The 16878-nt window shown below is 71.8% G+C and carries 15 protein-coding genes; 8 read left to right on the top strand and 7 right to left on the bottom strand.

Going from position 1 to position 16878, the window contains the following annotated elements; genetic code table 11:
- The first annotated feature begins 144 nt into the window (after nucleotides 1-144).
- Together NYZ98_RS11785 and NYZ98_RS11780 are read left to right on the top strand one after the other, a co-directional pair.
- Entirely contained in the window at nucleotides 145-696 is a 552-nt protein-coding gene (locus tag NYZ98_RS11785; protein WP_262842664.1) for a sigma-70 family RNA polymerase sigma factor, read from the top strand.
- The gene (locus tag NYZ98_RS11780; RefSeq protein ID WP_262842663.1) at nucleotides 693-1541 is read left to right on the top strand and encodes a zf-HC2 domain-containing protein; all 849 of its coding nucleotides are present in this window, start codon (nucleotides 693-695) and stop codon (nucleotides 1539-1541) included. The genes NYZ98_RS11785 and NYZ98_RS11780 overlap by 4 nt, the downstream gene beginning before the upstream one ends.
- 180 nt (nucleotides 1542-1721) lie before the next feature.
- Here the strand turns inward: NYZ98_RS11780 and NYZ98_RS11775 are convergent, their stop codons facing one another.
- Together NYZ98_RS11775 and NYZ98_RS11770 are read right to left on the bottom strand one after the other, a co-directional pair.
- Nucleotides 1722-3209, bottom strand: coding sequence for an NADH-quinone oxidoreductase subunit NuoF family protein (locus NYZ98_RS11775; protein WP_262842662.1), 1488 nt, complete (start codon nucleotides 3207-3209; stop codon nucleotides 1722-1724).
- Nucleotides 3206-3721 (bottom strand): hypothetical protein, encoded by a 516-nt coding sequence (locus NYZ98_RS11770; protein ID WP_262842661.1) that lies wholly within the window; start codon nucleotides 3719-3721, stop codon nucleotides 3206-3208. Before NYZ98_RS11770 ends, NYZ98_RS11775 begins: the two co-directional genes overlap by 4 nt.
- 521 nt (nucleotides 3722-4242) lie before the next feature.
- Here NYZ98_RS11770 and NYZ98_RS11765 point away from each other — a divergent pair.
- Nucleotides 4243-4989: a GNAT family N-acetyltransferase gene (locus NYZ98_RS11765; protein ID WP_262842660.1), complete on the top strand. Its 747-nt coding sequence runs from the start codon at nucleotides 4243-4245 to the stop codon at nucleotides 4987-4989.
- 15 nt (nucleotides 4990-5004) lie between these two features.
- Here NYZ98_RS11765 and NYZ98_RS11760 read toward each other — a convergent pair whose 3' ends face one another.
- Together NYZ98_RS11760 and NYZ98_RS11755 are read right to left on the bottom strand one after the other, a co-directional pair.
- Nucleotides 5005-5652, bottom strand: a complete 648-nt coding sequence (locus NYZ98_RS11760; protein WP_262842659.1) for a response regulator — start codon at nucleotides 5650-5652, stop codon at nucleotides 5005-5007.
- Nucleotides 5643-6890 (bottom strand): sensor histidine kinase, encoded by a 1248-nt coding sequence (locus NYZ98_RS11755; protein ID WP_262842657.1) that lies wholly within the window; start codon nucleotides 6888-6890, stop codon nucleotides 5643-5645. The genes NYZ98_RS11760 and NYZ98_RS11755 overlap by 10 nt, the downstream gene beginning before the upstream one ends.
- Before the next feature lie 212 nt (nucleotides 6891-7102).
- Between NYZ98_RS11755 and NYZ98_RS11750 the strand changes: the two genes are divergently transcribed.
- Nucleotides 7103-8485: an acyltransferase family protein gene (locus tag NYZ98_RS11750; RefSeq protein WP_262842656.1), complete on the top strand. Its 1383-nt coding sequence runs from the start codon at nucleotides 7103-7105 to the stop codon at nucleotides 8483-8485.
- A gap of 50 nt (nucleotides 8486-8535) precedes the next feature.
- Here the strand turns inward: NYZ98_RS11750 and pgeF are convergent, their stop codons facing one another.
- Together pgeF and NYZ98_RS11740 are read right to left on the bottom strand one after the other, a co-directional pair.
- Entirely contained in the window at nucleotides 8536-9228 is a 693-nt protein-coding gene (gene pgeF, locus NYZ98_RS11745; RefSeq protein ID WP_262842680.1) for a peptidoglycan editing factor PgeF, read from the bottom strand.
- A 387-nt stretch (nucleotides 9229-9615) separates the two neighbouring features.
- Nucleotides 9616-10302 (bottom strand): DUF4232 domain-containing protein, encoded by a 687-nt coding sequence (locus NYZ98_RS11740; RefSeq protein ID WP_262842655.1) that lies wholly within the window; start codon nucleotides 10300-10302, stop codon nucleotides 9616-9618.
- An 883-nt stretch (nucleotides 10303-11185) separates the two neighbouring features.
- Here NYZ98_RS11740 and NYZ98_RS11735 point away from each other — a divergent pair.
- Complete coding sequence (locus tag NYZ98_RS11735) at nucleotides 11186-12235, top strand: hypothetical protein (protein WP_262842653.1); 1050 nt, start codon at nucleotides 11186-11188, stop codon at nucleotides 12233-12235.
- A 23-nt stretch (nucleotides 12236-12258) separates the two neighbouring features.
- On the opposite strand, the gene glgA is transcribed toward NYZ98_RS11735, so the two are convergent.
- Complete coding sequence (glgA, locus tag NYZ98_RS11730) at nucleotides 12259-13434, bottom strand: glycogen synthase (RefSeq protein WP_262842652.1); 1176 nt, start codon at nucleotides 13432-13434, stop codon at nucleotides 12259-12261.
- 67 nt (nucleotides 13435-13501) lie between these two features.
- On the opposite strand from glgA, the gene glgC reads away from it, so the two are divergent.
- The 3 genes from glgC (at nucleotide 13502) to NYZ98_RS11715 (ending at nucleotide 16867) form a co-directional block, all read left to right on the top strand.
- Nucleotides 13502-14737: a glucose-1-phosphate adenylyltransferase gene (glgC, locus tag NYZ98_RS11725; protein ID WP_262842651.1), complete on the top strand. Its 1236-nt coding sequence runs from the start codon at nucleotides 13502-13504 to the stop codon at nucleotides 14735-14737.
- Between the two features lie 75 nt (nucleotides 14738-14812).
- Nucleotides 14813-15127 (top strand): DUF5709 domain-containing protein, encoded by a 315-nt coding sequence (locus NYZ98_RS11720; protein ID WP_262842650.1) that lies wholly within the window; start codon nucleotides 14813-14815, stop codon nucleotides 15125-15127.
- A gap of 168 nt (nucleotides 15128-15295) precedes the next feature.
- Nucleotides 15296-16867, top strand: a complete 1572-nt coding sequence (locus NYZ98_RS11715; RefSeq protein ID WP_262842649.1) for a hypothetical protein — start codon at nucleotides 15296-15298, stop codon at nucleotides 16865-16867.
- Nucleotides 16868-16878 lie beyond the last annotated feature (11 nt).

The raw sequence follows: 16878 nt of genomic DNA, 5'->3' as shown, positions 1-16878 counted from the left end.
TCCCGGATCCCTCGGGCGCGCTTGTCAGGAGGAGGTACGGCGACGGTTCAGCATCGGTTCACCCAATGTGGTGAGATTTTCGAATCTTTACGGAAGTTACGCGATTTGCTCACGCGACGCGTGATCCGCTGCCACCATGTGCCTGTGCAGCGTCATCGCAGCGTCCGGTCCTTACCGGAGGAAGCCCACGACGAATCGGAAGAGCAACTGGTCACCACGCTCTACCGCGAGTTCGGCGGTCCCCTCCTCCGCAATGTGCGCAGACTGACTGGAGGCGACCAGCAATGGGCAGAGGATGTCGTACAGGAGACGGTCTTTCGCGCGTGGCGGAACGCGGGCAAGCTGAACAGGGAGCCCGGTCTCCTGTGGGCGTGGTTGATGACCGTCGCCCGCAGGATCGTCATCGACGCCCACCGTCAACGCTCCGTACGCCCGCAAGAGGTCGAACCTGACAGGCTCGACAGCGTCGCCATTCCCGACGGGTCTGAGCCGATGCTGTCGGCGATGGTCGTATCGGAGGCCCTGTACAGCCTCTCGGAAGAACACCGGGAAGCTCTCGTGCAGACCTACCTTCACGACCGTACGATCAATGAAGCGGCAGAAGTGCTGGGAGTTCCGCCCGGGACGGTCAAGTCCCGGGTGTACTACGCGCTTCGCGCCCTCCAGAAGACGATGAAGGAGAAGGAGAGGGGGTGACCGGTCTCATGGATTCACCCCCTCACGTCGAGGTGGCCGCCTACATCCTCGGAGCCCTGAACAAGGAGGACTCCGAGGCGTTCGACCTCCACCTGCTCGACTGCGCCAGCTGCCAGGACGAGCTACGGGACATGTACGAGCTGCCCGACGCGCTGGATGTGATCAAGCGCGGCATGAAGGGCACGGTGAACGGCGCGGCCCGGGGCACGGTGAACGGCGCGGGGCACGGCACCAACGGCGCTACGCGCCCCTCCGTGAACGGCTCCGCCCACAATGGCGTCGTCCAGGACCTGTGGTCACCCCATCCGCGCCAGCGCGCCCCCGTCCCGAGCCACCGCCGGGCCGACCCGCGCGTGGACCGGCCGCGCGACGAGCTCGCCGCGGCGCGTGCCCGGCGCCGGCGGGCCATGTGGCTCGGTGTCGCGGCGGCCCTGGTCATCGGGGTCACCGGTACCACCACGGCGCAGCTTCTGTGGCCGCGCGACGACGCCTCGACGGTGTCGATCGCCGCGGGCCCGACCGATCTCAGCGAGGGCACCAGCCCTGACACCGGCGTCAGCGGCTCGGTCGGCCTGGCCCCCAAGGGCTGGGGCACCGAGGTGGCGTTCCAGCTGAGCGGCGTGCGCGGGCCCGAGCGGTGCAGCCTGGTCGCGGTCTCCCACTCGGGGGACACCGACATCGTGTCCGGCTGGCGGATTCCTCCTGGTATGGGGTATGGGGTACCGGGACATCCTGATCCGCTGCGCCTGACCGGCGGCACGGCGCTCGCCAAGTCCGACATCGATCATTTCGAGGTACGCAGGGAGGACGGGGTCAGGCTGCTCGCCATCCCCGTCGTCGCCTGAACCGCACCAAGGGGAACGGGGAGCGGGCAGGGGGCTCGCGAGGGGGATGCCGGCCAGGCCGCCGCGCCTGGCCGTGATCTCCGGCATGCCGGGCCGTCCGGGACGGCCGACATGCCGGGCAGGGCCGCGAGGACGGGTCACCGCGGCCGTGCGACGGGGACGAAACCAGCCTTCTATCTCCTACCGCCTGCTCTCGGTCGGCGCGGGAGTGAGCCGCAGCGCGAGCGCGGGGCACATCTCGATGGCCCTGCGCGCGTCGCCTTCCAGCCGTCCGGGGACGGACGCGGTGCTCACCACGGGGTAGCCGTGCTGGTCGAGCCTGATCAGCTCGGGGACGACCAGGGAGCACAGGCCGTGGCCCTCACAGCGTGACCAGTCGAGGATGAGCTGCGCCTCGGCGGCGCGCGAGGCCGGTTCGACCGGCAGGGGCAGCACGCCGCGCACCGGCAGCCCGCAGGTGCCGTAGGCCGCGTGCGTCATGATGTCCTCGGCGAAGACGTCGATGGCGGACAGCACGAACCGCGCGGTGCCGTCGGGGTGCCCGCAGGCGCCCCGGCCCTTCATCGTCGCGGCGGCGCGCTGGACCGCCTCGATGTGCCCGTTGCCGTCGGCGAGGGCGCCGAACGCCTGCGCCAGGTCCGGCAGGCCCATGTAGCAGGGCCCGCACTGCCCGGCGCTCTGGCCCGCCATGTACCGCGCGACCCTGGCGGTCTCGCCGAGCGGGCAGGACTCGAATCCGAGCGGCACGACGATGCCGGCGCCGAGGGCGCCGCCGAGGGCCTCGAAGCCCGCGCGCGACACCTCCGCGCGCTCCACCGCCTCGGGGGTCATCCACTTGCCGTGGTACCCGCCGAGCAGCACGCCCTGGCCCACCGTCGCGTCGCACAGGTCCAGCACCTCGCGGAGCCTGACCCCTGTCGGGGTCTCCACCACCGCGGGGCGCCGGGCCGATCCGGTGACGCTGAGCAGTACCGTGCCCGGTTCGGAGGGCAGGCCCACCGACGAGTACATGTCCACGCCCAGCATCGCCATGAGGGCGAGCTGGGCGTAGGTCTCGGCGTTGGAGAGCATGGTGGGCATGCCGCTCACGCCGCTGTCGCTGGAGCGGACCTTGCGTCCCGGCGGGATGGGACGCTCGCCGTTGATGCCGCGGACCAGCGCCCCTCCCTCACCGGAGATGAAGCGGTCGGGCATGCGGACCACGCGGACCGAGTCCGTCATGCCCCGCTCGTGGATGGCGTTGAGCAGGGAACGCTCGCCGGGCCCGCCGTGGGCGACGCCCACGACGGTCTCGACGGCGGAGAGTGCTCTGGCCACCAGGTCGGCGCCATCCAGGATGAGGTGCGGTGCCCGGGTGAGCAGCACCTTGTCCTTGTGCGCCGCGGGCTCGCCCTCGGTGGCGTTCACCACCACCGTGATGGGCGCGCCGCGGCGCCCGGCCGAGTCCACCACGGCCCGGAGCTTGCGGGCGAAGGGGAAACCCGCACCGCCCCGGCCACGTAGGTCGCCGAGTTCGGCGAGCGCGATCAGGTCGTCGATCGGCAGCCTCGGCATGTGACCGTGCACCCGGCGATGGGTGTCGTAGTCGAGCCGGGGCGAGCTGTCGAGGCCGGCGGTCAGACGACCGGGGCCGATCCTGAAAACGTCCTGCACACCGTATGTGGTCAACGCCGTACCTCCTTTCTCAACGTGACCCAGAACTCCTCGTCGAACACGTCGTCGACGCGGATCTGCTCGGCCTTGCGCCCGATGTTGGCGGGGCGCACGGCGGCCGGGCCGTCCTTGGGTCCTCGGGTCACGACCAGGCGTACCAGCATGGCCAGTGCGACACCGACGAGGGAGCCGACGTAGCACATGGTCACCCAGCCGGCACCGGGCCGGCCGGCGGTCAGCCCGTGCACGATGGAGACGGGCCACGACACGTAGGCCAGGGTGTGCAGCATCCGCCACATCCAGGGCCATCTCATGCCGACGAACCGCCCGCGGAACGCGCCGGTGGCCGCGACCAGGATCATCAGGTCGGAGGCGATGGTACCGAGCCCGACGGCGAAGCCGGCGGACCCGCTGAACGGCAGGACCGCGTCTGACGCGCCCACACGCCCGCGCATGATCTGCATGATGACGTGGGTGATCAGGAAGCCCACCGCGAACACGGCGAAGGCCCTGTGCAGTCCCTGCATGAGCACTCGGTTGCGTACCGAGAGGATCAAACGATCGGTGGCGGCCAGTCCGACCACCACCGTGCCAGTCAGTCCAAGGAGAGTGAACACCCCCGCGTAGAAGATGAGGAACTCTTGTACTGCGACGAGTACCGACGCTCCGAGGAGAGCCGTACCCGCCAGTAGCGACGTGGACGTGAACAGACCGACCACGATTGGGGCCCGTGATCGAGTCCGTTGCGGAGCTCGTCGATGTCGCGTTTGGTTCATCCCGTCCTCCGCCAGATAACGCGACCGGCCTGAACCGGACAACGTGCCGCTGGGTGCCTACCGGGATCTATCGGGACATTTGCGCGCGCGATCACACTAGCGCCTCCACAGCCCCGCTGGTACCAGAACGTTACAGAATTTCGGCGCGCCTGAAGTTTGCACAAGTCCGGGATCGTATCACTGTACAAAGCAGACTTATCCTGATATAAGATCACAAACTCACCGGGTAAATCAGTGGCCGGGCGCCGTGACCGGCTCTAACGTTTGCAGACGTGGAGACTCTCAGCCGCCTGACGGTCAACGATTCCGACGGCCGTCCGGTGCTCAGCTACGTCGAGGGCACCCGCGACGGACGCCCGTGCGCCGACCTCGCCCAGGTGCTCGCGCCCGGGGCGGTCGAGACGGTGCTCCGCGAGATGCCGGGCTGGGTGGTCTCCGGCGACGAGGACTTCGGCCGGCGCCTGATGGAGGCCGGCGGGCGGCGGCTGCGGCACGCCCACGCCTACTCCTGGGACCTGCGCGCCGACCCCGCCCCGCCCGAATGGGCCGAGACCGGCTACGGCGTCGTCGCCTGTGACGCCGTCCCCGCCGCCGAGGTCTTCCCCGCGTGGCGCGGCGCCTATCCCCCCGATCACCCCGACCACCGCACGGGCGACGACGACGCCCTGCTCGCCGGCGACCTGGCGCCGATGCTCTCCGGGGAGGCCTACGGCCCGCTGCTCCCCTGCGGCGGCCTGCTCCTGCGGGAGGACCGGGTCGTGGCCGGGGTCATGGTCGGCGCGTTCGCCGGCGACCCCCCGTTCCACGGCCCCTGGGTCCTGGACATCTTCCGCGACCCCCACCCCCGGTTCGCCGGACTCGGCGCCGTCATGCTCCGCCGCGCCCTCGCGCTCGCGACCATGCACGGGCTGCCCGCCCTCGGGCTCGCCGTCACCGAAGGCAACCCCGCGCGGCGCGTGTACGACCGCCTCGGCTTCCGCCGCACCCGCACCACGATCAACGTGATCATCCCTGGGTGACGCGGCGGCCCGCCGTCAGGACCGCAGGTAGGCCAGGACCGCGAGCACCCTGCGGTGCTGGTCGCCGTCGTCGGCGTACAGCCCGAGCTTGTTGAAGATGCTCCGCACGTGCTTCTCCACCGCGCCGTCGGTGATGACGAGCTGGCGGCCGATCGCCGGGTTGGACTTGCCCTCGGCCATCAGCCCGAGCACCTCGCGCTCTCTTGGGGTCAGCGAGCCCAGCGGGTCGTCCCTGCGCCGCCTGACCATGAGTTGCGCCACCACCTGCGGGTCGAACACCGTGCCCCCTGAGGCGACGCGGCGCAGCCCGTCCAGGAACTCCTCCACGTCGGCGACCCGGTCCTTCAGCAGGTAGCCGACGGCGCCGCGGGCGTCGGCGAGCAGGTCGTCGGCGTAGGAGACCTCGACGTACTGCGAGAGGATCATCACCGGCGAGCCGGGGACCTGGCGCCTGGCCTCGACGGCGGCTCGCAGCCCCTCGTCGGTGAAGCTCGGCGGCATCCGGACGTCCACGACGGAGATGTCCGGGCGGTGCTCGGCGACGGACGTGACGAGCGCGTCACCGTCCCCCACCGCCGCCACCACCTCGCAGCCGAACTCCTCCAGCAGCCTCACCAGGCCTGATCGGATGAGAACGGCGTCATCGGCCACGACTACCCGCACGGCACCTCCGCGATGATCAACGTCGGCCCGCCGACCGGTGACTGGACGATCAGCTCGCCGTCCACCGCGCGGAGCCTATCTGCCAGACCGGCCAGGCCGTGTCCCTTGGCGACGTGCGCGCCGCCGACCCCATCATCGCCGATGGCCAGCAGCAATGTGTCACCGGTGCGGCTCAGGGACAGCGTGCACAGTTCCGCCCTGCTGTGCTTGGCGATGTTGGTCAGCGTCTCGGCCGCCACGTAGTAGACCGAGTTCTCCACCACGGCGGTGTACCGCTCGACGGTCTGCACGTCGAGTTCCACCGGGATGGTGCAGCGGCCGGCGAGGGCCGCGAGCGCGGGGGCGAGGCCCCGGTCGCTCAGGATCGGCGGCGCGATGCCCCGGGACAGGGCCCGCAGCTCGTCGAGCGTCTCGCGGGTCGCGGTGATCGCCTCCGACAGCGTCGCGTGCGCGGCCTGCGGGTCCTTCTGCAGCTGCCGCTGGGCCCGGGACAGCTCCATCGCCAGGTACACCAGGCGCTGCTGCGGCCCGTCGTGGATGTCACGCTCCAGCCGGCGCAGGGCGCTGGCCTCGGCCGACACCGCCGCCGCCCGGCCTTCGGTGAGATCGTCGATGCGCTCGTGCAGCTCGGCCACCCCGGTCAGCAGGGCCCGGCCGAGCCCGGCCTGGAGCAGCGCGGCGCCCCGGACGATCCCGGGCAGCGTGATCGCGAAGACCGCGCCCATGACCAGGTAGAACGCGCTGTCGATGACGTACCCCCTGCCGAACCCGAGCAGTTCGGGGAGCTGGGTGTTGCCGGGGATGTTGGAGGTGATCCAGCCGTAGAGGGGGTACAGCAGGCCCGTCACGGTCACGGCCCACCACACGACGGTGACCACGAAGGTCACGATCGCGACCGGGAAGACCACTATGCCGTGCAGCAGGTCGAGCCAGGACTGGCCGTTGGCCAGCGGCTGGACCAGCCGGCGTGCCCAGCCGGCCGTCTCCGGGGGCTTCTTGTAGCGGGGGCGGGCCACCGGGCGGCCGAGGATCTCGGGGAGCCAGCGCCGCTCCACGTCGGCGAACCCGCGCGCCACCAGCATCGTCACGGCGAGCACGGGAAGCCCGACCCAGACCACCAAGGTGCCGAGCCCGGCCGACAGGCCGGCGGTCAGCAGGCTGAAGCTCAGGATGGCGAGGGGGAGCCCGAGCAGGGTGTACCTGGTGTCGGTGCCGAGGTGCTTGAGGAGGGATCTCATGGCGTCAAAACTACGAGCGCGGCCCGGGCGCGTTCGAGCCCGTGCGCAGGCCTCACGAAGGTAGGGAAAGCCCTACTCGGAACGGTCATGTGATCTCCCCTGAAGACACCAGTATCCGTCACTGCGCCGGCGGGTCCGCCAGCGAGAGCCTCGTGTCATCGGAATTCCTGATTTTTCCTGAACTCCCCCCTTGACGATACGAGGTGTCCCCCGTGCGCACCCTGCTCGACCGACCCGTGCCCGCCCCCCGGACCGAGGTGACCGGCGGAGGGACCACCCTCCCGGCCGCCGCTCCCCCGCGCCACGGCCGGCCCGGCCGGGACCTGTTCATCGACCTGCTGCGCCTGTTCGGCATCGCCGTCGTGGTGCTGGAGCACTGGAGCATCCCCGTCCTGGCCTACGCCGGCGGCACGATCTCCACGGGGAACGCGCTCACCGCGCCCGGCGCCTTCGCCGTCACGTGGATCACCCAGGTGATGCCGCTGGTCTTCTTCGCCGGCGGCGCCGCCAACGCCATCAGCCACCGGTCGCACCTGGCCCGCGGCGGCGGGGAGCCGCTGTGGCTCGCCGGCCGGGTGCGGCGGCTGGCCTGGCCGGTGCTGCCGCTGGCGGCCGTGTGGATCCCCCTGCCCCACCTGCTGCTCGCGCTCGGCCTGCCCGCGCAACCGGTGGAGACCGCCGCCCGCCTGGCCGGCCAGCTCCTCTGGTTCCTCGCGATCTACCTGGTCGCGGTGGCGCTCACGCCGGTGCTGCTCCGGCTCGGCGAGCGGTACGGGGGCCGGGTGCCCGCCGCGCTCGCGGCCGGGGCCGTCCTGGTGGACGTCGTCAGGTTCAACGGCGTCGAGGCCGCCGGGTACCTCAACATCGGGCTCGTCTGGCTGGCGGTGCACCAGCTCGGGTTCCTGTACGCGAGCGGGCGCCTGGCCGGGTTCCGGCTGATGGCGGCGGGCGGCTTCGCCACGGCCGCCGCCCTGGTCGCGTTCGGGCCGTACCCGGGCAGCATGATCGGGATGCCGGGCGCCCCGATGTCCAACATGGCACCGCCGACCGCCGCGCTCCTCGCCGTCGCCTTCGGCCAGATCGGCCTGGCGATGCTGCTCCGCCCCTGGATCATGCGCCTCGCGTCCCGGCCCGTCGCCGGCCGGGTCGTGGCGTGGGCCGGCCCGCGCATGATGACCGTCTACCTGTGGCACATGAGCGCGCTGTTCGTGGTCGCGGGCGTGACCGTGGTCGGCCTGGGCGTCGCCACCCCGGCGCCGTTCGGGGCCCCGTGGCTGGCCGGCTGGCCGTTCTGGCTGGGCGCGCTCGCGCTCACCGTATGGCCGCTCATCCGGCTCTTCGCGCGGTTCGAGGAGCCGCCGGCCGGCCCGCGCACCGACCCCGGCTGGGCCAGGGCCGTCACGGCCACGGCGCTGGCGGGGGCCGGGCTGCTCACGCTGACCGTCACGGGCTTCGTCCCGGGGGTCGCGCCGATGCTGGGCGCCGCCGCCGTCCTCACCGCCGTGGCCCTGGTCACCCCGATCACCCCCCGCGCCCGCGCCGTCCCCCGCCGTTCGCCGAAGATGACCGCTCGTGAAGGGGCGGCCCTCCGGTGAGCACGGCCGCCCACGACGGACGGGGGCTCGTGACGGACGGGGGCTCGTGATCAGTCGCCGGGCGTCAGCCAGACATAACCAGCGAAACGGCCGGTCAGCCGCTCCCTGCGATGGGAGTAGAGACCGGCCGTCTCGATCGTGCAGCGGTCGTCGTGCCGGACGTCGTCCACGCCCGCGCGCTTGAGCTGGGCGGCGATGCCCGCCCGCAGGTCGAGCGCGGGAGTGCCCGCGGGGGTGGCCGACCACGTCTCCGGCAGGACCGACGCCACCTGCTCACGCAGCGCGTGGGGCACCTCGTAGCAGGTGCCGCAGGCCAGCGGGCCGACCAGGGCGACCAGGTCGGTCGCGCCGTGGGAGCGCATCGCCTCCACCAGCGCGGGCACGACGCCGGCCGTCGTGCCGACCCGGCCCGAATGGGCGCCGCCGACCACGCCCGCCACCGGATCGGCGAGCAGGACGGGCGCGCAGTCGGCCGCGAGTACGGCGAGACCGAGCCCCGGACGATCGGTGTAGACGCCGTCCAGCGAGGGCGGGTCGGTGCCGAACGGCTCGGCGGTGTAGGCCACGTCACGGCCGTGGACCTGGCGCATGAACACCACGTCCCTCGGATCGAGCCCGAAGTCCTCGGCGGTCCGCGCGCGGTTCGCCGCGACGGCGGCGGGATCGTCGCCGACCGACCCGCCGAGGTTGCGCGTGCCGTACGGCCCGGCGCTCACCCCTCCGTGGCGGTCGGTGAACGCCATCCTGACCCGGTCGATCGCAAGCACCACCCCAGACTACCGAGCCCCGCCGCACCGGCCGCCCCCGATTTCCGCAGCGGCCGGACATCCCCCCTGAATGCGGCGGAAGCCGGACGCCCCCGCAGGAAGGCGCGGGAGGCAGGATGTTCCCGCAGGTGAGCGGGCGATCTGATGTCTTCGCCCGGGGTGCGCGGGAGGCCGGTTGAACCCTGATGTCGATCTTCACGTAGACAGAACTGAAGCCGAGATGCCCCATCCACAGATCAGATCGGAGTCAGACACACGTGGACGTTCCGCTACCAATCGCGTTGCTCATCGCCGGCGGGATCCTGCTCATCCTGTGCTTCATGCTAGGCATATTCCACCCCTGACCTGGCGAAAGCACCTTGATCACCGCAGGACGCGGGTGCCTGGGGCCATCGGGGACAGGTCGATGCGGCCGTCGTCGCACGGGGCCGCCCGGAAGGGGATCTCCAGATGGGTGCCGACCTCGTCGGGCGGAAGGATGATCAGGCGCGCGGACTCCGGGCACCTAGTCTCTCGCCCGGTCGGCACCACGGTCCAGTGCACCAGCGCGTGCGCCCCCGCGCCCGGCCTCAGGGTGACCCGGTGCGCCTTGGCGGCGTCCCTGCGCGTCCGGGTACGCAGCACGTCGCCCCTGGCGTCGATCATGATGAGCCCGGAGAAGCCGTACACCCAGCACGTGCGCTTGGACTTGTTGATGAAGATCAGCGCCGCGTTGCGCTGGCCAGCGCCCGCGTCCACGGCGCTGACGCGGGCCGCCAGCGCTCCGCTGTGACACCGGCCGGCCGCCGCCGTGCTCGCGGAGGCCCCTCCCGCGTGCACGGTCTGGGCGGCGGGCATGGTCTGGGCGGCGGGCCCGTCGCCCGTACCTGAGCCCTCCCCTGCCGGGCCGCCCGCCCCGCCCGCTTGACCGCCCGCCGCCGGCGCGACCGCCGCCGGTGGGGTGCCGGGGCCGGAGGGCGCCACCGAGCCGCAACCGGCCGACGCCATCATCAAGCCCGCCGCCACGGCGAGGACCACGGCCGGCCGGCGGACGTCGTTGCTTCGCTTCATGACCAGTACGACGCATGCCCGGCGGCTTTTGTTCGGTTCCAGGCGCATGTCGCACGCTTGTCGCACGCCCCTGTCGTGTGCCGCGCCCGCTTCCCGGCCGGTGAACCGCGTCGTCGCGGGCGACGGATCATGCTCTTCACGGGCGCAATAGAGATCATCGACCCGGGCGAATCACTCGCGGAGCGGCGGAAGCGCGTGAATACCCACCGTGCGGTGATTCGGTCGGCACATCACCCCGAAATTCGCCAACCGGGCGGGCGGCCGTACCCACATATCCGGTCACAATACTCATTATGGATGGGGGCCGGGCTCGGGACGAAAACTGTCGTTGACCTGCTCTAGAGTTGTGGATGACCATTCGCCTACCGGCTTCCGGGAGACGTCACGACTTCAGGTGTGGCGCCGCTTTCTGGTAGGACAATTCCCTAGATTAGGACATCTGACTGGCCATAGCGACTTGCCATTTACCTCACGTAAACTGCCGTAATTATGATGACTCAGCCCTTATCCGCGACCGGCGCTGATTGACGACCTTCGAGAGGGAAGTGCTTTGGTGAACGAATCCGGCTCCGGTTCTGTCTGCGGCCGCTGCGGAACCGACGCGGGACACCTCGCCGCGTGCCCCCGCTGCGGAGCACCCCTCCCCCCGAGGTCCCTCCGCGACCCTGGCTTCCCCCCGCAGGAACCCCTCTTCCCCGGCCCCCCCTCACACAACCCGCCCCCCGAATACCCCCCGCACGACCCAGCCCACCCGTACCCCCCGCAGGGGGTCACTTCCCGCAGGTTCGCGCCGCAGGATCCCTCCCACGGATACCCCCCGCACGAGGCCCCCTCCCAGGCCTTCACCCCTCAGGACCCTTTCCATGGGCGCCCCTCGCAGGAGGTGCCTTTCCACACATTCGCGCCGCAGGATCCCTCCCAGGCGTACGTCCCGCAGGAGCCCCCCTCCCGTGGCTTCGGGCCGAGGGAGCCCACCCGCGTGTATCCGCCGGAGGAGGTCTCCTCCCCCTTGTTCGGGCCGCAGGAGCCGTCCGCGCCGCCGTCCCGGGCCGGGTCGCACCGGCCGCCGAAGGGCCCGGCGCGGCGTACCGGCCGCACGGTCGTCATCGTGGCCGGAGTGGTGCTGGTCTGCGGGCTCGCGTGGTGGTTCCTCGCCGGCCTCAACGTCGGCGGCGCGGGCGACGCGGCGAGCCGGGAGACGGTGGCCGCCTCGGAGGACGCCGCGGTCGCCGGAGGTCTGGACGGGGACGTCCCGCCGCCCCCGCCCGTCTCGTCCCTGGCAGGGAGCGATTCGCAGACGGGCGACCCGGCGGCGAGCGGCCCGGCCGGCGACCCCGCCGACGGCCTGACCCAGGGCGACCGGGCCGAGGGTGACCAGGCGGAGGGCGACCAGGGGGATGGCGATCCAGCGGACGGCGACCAGGCGGAGGGTGATCCGGATGAGGGCGACCAGGCGGGAGCCGAGCCCTCGGCGGCGCCCGCGTCCGGCCGGGCCGCCGAGCAGGCGACGGCGATCGACGGCCTGCTCTCCGACAGCACCGACGCGCGTTCCGGACTCGGGAAGGCGATAGCGGACGTCAGCAAGTGCGACCGCGCCGGCGAGGCGGTCATCCGCAGGATCACCGCCTCGCGAAGCGGGCAGCTCACCCAGGCGCGGAGCCTGGAGGTGGACGCCCTGACCGGCGGGGCGGCGCTGAAACGGTCCCTCGTCGAGGCCCTCGACGCCTCACAGAAGGCCGACGCCGCGTTCCTCTCCTGGGCGTCGCGCCGCCTGGCGGGGGGCTGCCGGGGGGCGATCACCGACGATCCCGACTACGGCACCGGCCTGGCCAGGTCCGAGGACGCCAAGGCGGCCAAGCTGCGGTTCGTCGAGGCCTGGCGCCCCATCGCCGCCGCCCACGACCTCACCGCCCGCAGAGGCGACCAGATCTGACCCCGCCCACGACGGGCCCGCGGTCAGAGGAGGCTGGTGTAGAGGGATTGGGTGCGGGTGGCTATGGCGGGCCAGGAGAAGTGGCCGACGGCGCGCCGGCGGCCCGCCTCGCCCATGGAGGCGGCCAGGGCGGGGTCGGCGAGCAGGGTGTTGACCCGGTGGGCGATGGCGTCGGCGAACGCCTCCGGGTCCTTGGGCTCGCCGTCGATCCCCTGGTCGATGGGGATGAGCAGGCCGGTGGAGCCGTCGGCCACGACCTCGGGGATGCCGCCGGTCGCGGTGGCCACGACGGCGGTCTCGCAGGCCATGGCCTCCAGGTTCACGATGCCCATCGGCTCGTACACCGAGGGGCACACGAACACGGTGGCGTGGGTGAGGATCTGGATGACCTCGCTCCTCGGCAGCATCTCGGAGATCCAGACCACGCCCGCCCTGCTCTCCCGCAGCTCGCCGACCAGCCCGGCGACCTCGGCGGCGATCTCAGGGGTGTCCGGGGCGCCCGCGCACAGCACGAGCTGGGCCTCCGGGGCGAAGGAGCGGGCCGCGCGCAGCAGGTGGACCAGCCCCTTCTGCCGGGTGATGCGCCCGACGAAGACGACGTACGGCCGGTCGGGGTCGATGCCATGCCTGCTCAGGACGCCGGTGCCCCGGTCGGGCGCGTACTCGCCGGTGTCGATGCCGTTGTGGACCACCGCGACGCGCTCGGCGGGGATCTCGGGGTAGCAGGCGAGCACGTCGCGCCGCATGCCCTCCGAGACGGCGATCACCGCGTCCGCGCCGAGCAGCGCGGTGCGCTCGGCGAAGGACGACAGGGAGTACCCGCCGCCGAGCTGCTCGGCCTTCCACGGGCGCAGCGGCTCCAGGCTGTGCGTGGTGACCACGTGCGGGATCCCGTAGAGGAGCTTGGCCACATGCCCCGCGAAGTTGGCGTACCAGGTGTGGCTGTGCACCAGGTCGGCGCCCTCGCAGGCCGAGGCCATCTCCAGGTCGACGCCGAGGACCTGCAGGGCCGCGTTCGCGGTCTCCAAGCCGCCGGGGACCCGGTAGGCGTCCACGCCGCCCTCGTCGCGGCGGGCGCCGAAACAGCGGACCCGTACGTCGGCCAGGGTCCGCAGTTCCCTGGCGAGGTACTCGACATGGACTCCGGCCCCGCCGTACACCTCGGGCGGGTATTCCCGGCTCAGCAGATCGACGCGCATGGGGCAACCTTAGCGTTTCGGGAAGTTTCGCCGGGTTTAGCTGGGTAAAGGCGGGTAACGTCTGCGTATGACGACGTCCAGAATCCTCGCGATCGTGCTGGCCGGTGGCGAGGGCAAGCGGTTGATGCCGCTCACGGCAGACCGAGCCAAGCCCGCGGTGCCGTTCGGCGGGATCTACCGGTTGGTCGACTTCGTGCTCTCGAACCTGACCAACGGGGGCTATCTCAAGATCGTCGTCCTGACGCAGTACAAGAGCCACAGCCTGGACAGGCACGTCACGCGGACCTGGCGGATGTCGACCATGCTCGGCAACTACGTCACGCCGGTCCCCGCCCAGCAGCGGCTCGGCCCGCGCTGGTTCGCCGGCTCGGCCGACGCGCTGTTCCAGAACCTCAACCTGATCTACGACGAGCTGCCCGAGCACTGCATCGTCTTCGGCGCGGACCACATCTACCGCATGGACCCCCAGCAGATGGTGCGCCAGCACATCGACTCCGGGGCCGAGGTGACCGTGGCCGCGATCCGCCAGCCGCTGGCGCTGGCCGACCAGTTCGGGGTGATCGAGACCGACCCGGCGGGGCACCGGATCGTGGCGTTCCGCGAGAAGCCCACCGACGCCATCGGCCTGCCGGACGCCCCCGACCAGGTCTACGCCTCGATGGGGAACTACGTCTTCAAGACCCAGGCGATGATCGACGCGCTCCGGGAGGACGCGCTCGACCCGGCCAGCAAGCACGACCTGGGCGGGAACATCATCCCGATGTTCGTGAAGTCCGGCGGCGCCGAGGTGTACGACTTCGCGAACAACGTCGTGCCCGGTTCCACCGAGCGCGACCGGGGCTACTGGCGTGACGTCGGGACCCTGGACGCGTACTACGACGCCCACATGGACCTGGTGTCGGTGCACCCGGTGTTCAACCTGTACAACGACCGCTGGCCGATCTACACCGGCCACGACCCGCTGCCGCCCGCCAAGTTCGTGCACAACGACGGCGACCGCGTCGGGCACGCCGTCGACTCGCTGGTGTCACCGGGCGTGATCGTCTCGGGGGGCACCGCCTCGCGCTCGATCCTCTCGCCCGGCGTGGTGCTGCACTCCCACTCCCAGGTCGAGGACTCGGTGCTCATGGGGTGCGTCAAGGTCGGCAGGGGCGCGATCGTCCGGCGGGCCATCATCGACAAGAACGTCGTGATCCCCGACGGCGCCCGGATCGGCCTGGACCTGGACCACGATCGCTCGCGCTTCGCCGTGACGCGGGAGGGCGTGGTCGTGATCGGCAAGAACGAGGTCATCGAGAGGTAGCGCCCGCGACCCAGGTGAGCGACATTGTTTCCGCCTTTAGGCGAGTTAGTGGCAGATGGGGGTAAGGGCCGGAGTATGACCGAAACAACACGGGGGCCCGACGACATGGGCGACGACGAGCAGCTCACCGAGATCGAGGAGTGGACCGAGAACCTGCCCATCGGTCACGAGATCATCGAGGACGATCCCGAGGACCGGGACGGGATCACCCGCCGGGTCTGGCAGGAGGCGCCCGACCGCTCGCGGGTGCCGCGCGAGGAGCACCGGTTCGTCGCCCCGGACGAGGGCGCCCATCCCGACGAGGAGTCCGAGGAGTACGCCCAGGAGATCGGCCGGGACGAGGGCGACCTGTCCGCCGAGGAGCGGGCGATGCACATCGAGCCCGAATGACCCCGGCGCGCGTCCAGCCGGACCGGACCCCCGCGCGCCGAACCGGATGATCCCGGCGGCCGGTCGTGACCGCCGCCGTGCTCCGGACGGTCCCGCGCGGGCCGCGAGCGGCGGGCAGATCTGATCAAGACCGGTTGAAGGCCACGGTCCCGCGCTAAAGTCCCGGATGTGCGGAGATCACGACCTTTCTGGCGGCTGACGCCGGCCGAGCGGCAGGTGTGGGACGCGTACCCGTCCGGCGCCTGGGTCGACCTGCGGACCGGTGACGCCGCGCGCGACGACCCCGCCGGCGGCGCGGGGTGGGGGCGGGCCAGGACCGTGCGCGCCGAGCTGATCGTCGCGCTCCTGCTGGGCGCGCACCCCGCGCGGGCCGGGCAGGTGGCGGGCCTGCGGCTCGCCGGGGCGCGGATCGTCGGCTCGGTCAACCTCTCCGACGCGACGATCACCACCAAGCTGCACCTGCTGAGCTGCCACCTGTCCGGCGTCGTGTCGCTCACCGACGCGACCGTCAGGGGCGTGCGCTTCCGTGGCTGCGACATCCACCGCATCCGCGCGGCCCGCTGCACGGTCGACGGGCTGTTCGAGCTGGACGCGTGCACGGTCCGCGCGGGGGTGCGGCTGGACAACGCCCACGTCACCGGGCAGCTCCGCCTGGCCAGGTCCCGGCTGCACGCGCCGGACGGGCCGCAGACCGCCACGGAGAGCTTCAAGGAGGACAAGAGCCGGCCGTTCACCGACGCGGAGAAGCGCGAGCGCGGCTGGGACCAGAACCACTGGGCGCTGTGGGCCGGCGGGCTGACCGTGGACGGCGGCGCCTTCTGCCGGGACATGCGGACCGTCGGCGGGCTCAGGATGATCGGGGCCCGTTTCAACAGCGGCCTGTACCTCCAGCGCGCGGTGATCAAGGCCAACGGGCCGCACGCCGTGTACGCCGACCACATGCAGGCGTCGAGCGTGGAGTTCAGCGCCGGGTTCACCGCCGAGGGCACCGTGCGGATGCGCGGCGCGCGGGTGGCGGGCGTGCTCTCCTTCGACATGGCCGTGCTGGACGCCGACGACCGCTGCCTGCACCTCAGCCACATGCAGGTCGACGAGCTCATCCTGCGGCCGTCCTCGGCGCGCGGGGAGGTCAACCTCGGGTACACCCGGGTCGGCGTCCTGCTCGACCACCCCGAGGCCTACCCCGGGCACGTGCGGCTCAACGGGGCGACCTTCGAGTCGCTGCGGGGCGACATGACACCGGCCGACCGGCTGAGCTGGGTGAGCCGTGACCCGGAGGGCTACCGGCCGCAGCCGTACGAGCAGCTCGCCGCCTGGTACCGCAAGATCGGGCACGACCCGGAGGCGCGCGGCGTCCTGCTCGCCAAGCAGCGGGCCCGGCGGGCCACCCGGCGGGTCCCGGGCCGGATCGCCGGCTACCTGCTGGACGTGGTCGTGGGGTACGGGCACCGCCCCTGGCTCGCCGGGGTGTGGTTCGCGCTGCTGCTCGCCGCGGGGACCGCCGTGTTCGCCACCCATCCGCCCGCCCAGGTGGGCCTGGACGAGCGGCGGATCTTCCACCCGTTCCCGTACACGCTCGACCTGCTGGTGCCGGTGAGCGTGTTCGAGCAGCGGGGCGCCTGGGAGCCGGTGGGCTGGACGCAGTGGCTGGCGAACGTCCTCATCGCGTCGGGCTGGATCCTCGCGACGGCGCTCATCGCGGGCGGCACCCGCGTGCTGCGCCCCTCGAACACGTCCTGAACCGGGCGCCG

The organism is Sphaerisporangium corydalis (genome assembly GCF_025506355.1).
In the GTDB taxonomy this organism is placed as follows: domain Bacteria; phylum Actinomycetota; class Actinomycetes; order Streptosporangiales; family Streptosporangiaceae; genus Sphaerisporangium; species Sphaerisporangium corydalis.
This window is presented reverse-complemented; position numbering and strand designations above follow the sequence as displayed.

Excerpts from the sequence above, each read along its gene's own strand:
- glgA (WP_262842652.1), bottom strand. The coding sequence starts at position 13,434 with ATGCGCGTCGATCTGCTGAGCCGGGAATACCCGCCCGAGGTGTACGGC.
- NYZ98_RS11770 (WP_262842661.1), bottom strand. The coding sequence starts at position 3,721 with ATGCAGGGACTGCACAGGGCCTTCGCCGTGTTCGCGGTGGGCTTCCTG.
- NYZ98_RS11755 (WP_262842657.1), bottom strand. The coding sequence starts at position 6,890 with ATGAGATCCCTCCTCAAGCACCTCGGCACCGACACCAGGTACACCCTG.
- NYZ98_RS11720 (WP_262842650.1), top strand. The coding sequence starts at position 14,813 with ATGACCGAAACAACACGGGGGCCCGACGACATGGGCGACGACGAGCAG.
- glgC (WP_262842651.1), top strand. The coding sequence starts at position 13,502 with ATGACGACGTCCAGAATCCTCGCGATCGTGCTGGCCGGTGGCGAGGGC.
- NYZ98_RS11740 (WP_262842655.1), bottom strand. The coding sequence starts at position 10,302 with ATGAAGCGAAGCAACGACGTCCGCCGGCCGGCCGTGGTCCTCGCCGTG.
- pgeF (WP_262842680.1), bottom strand. The coding sequence starts at position 9,228 with ATGGCGTTCACCGACCGCCACGGAGGGGTGAGCGCCGGGCCGTACGGC.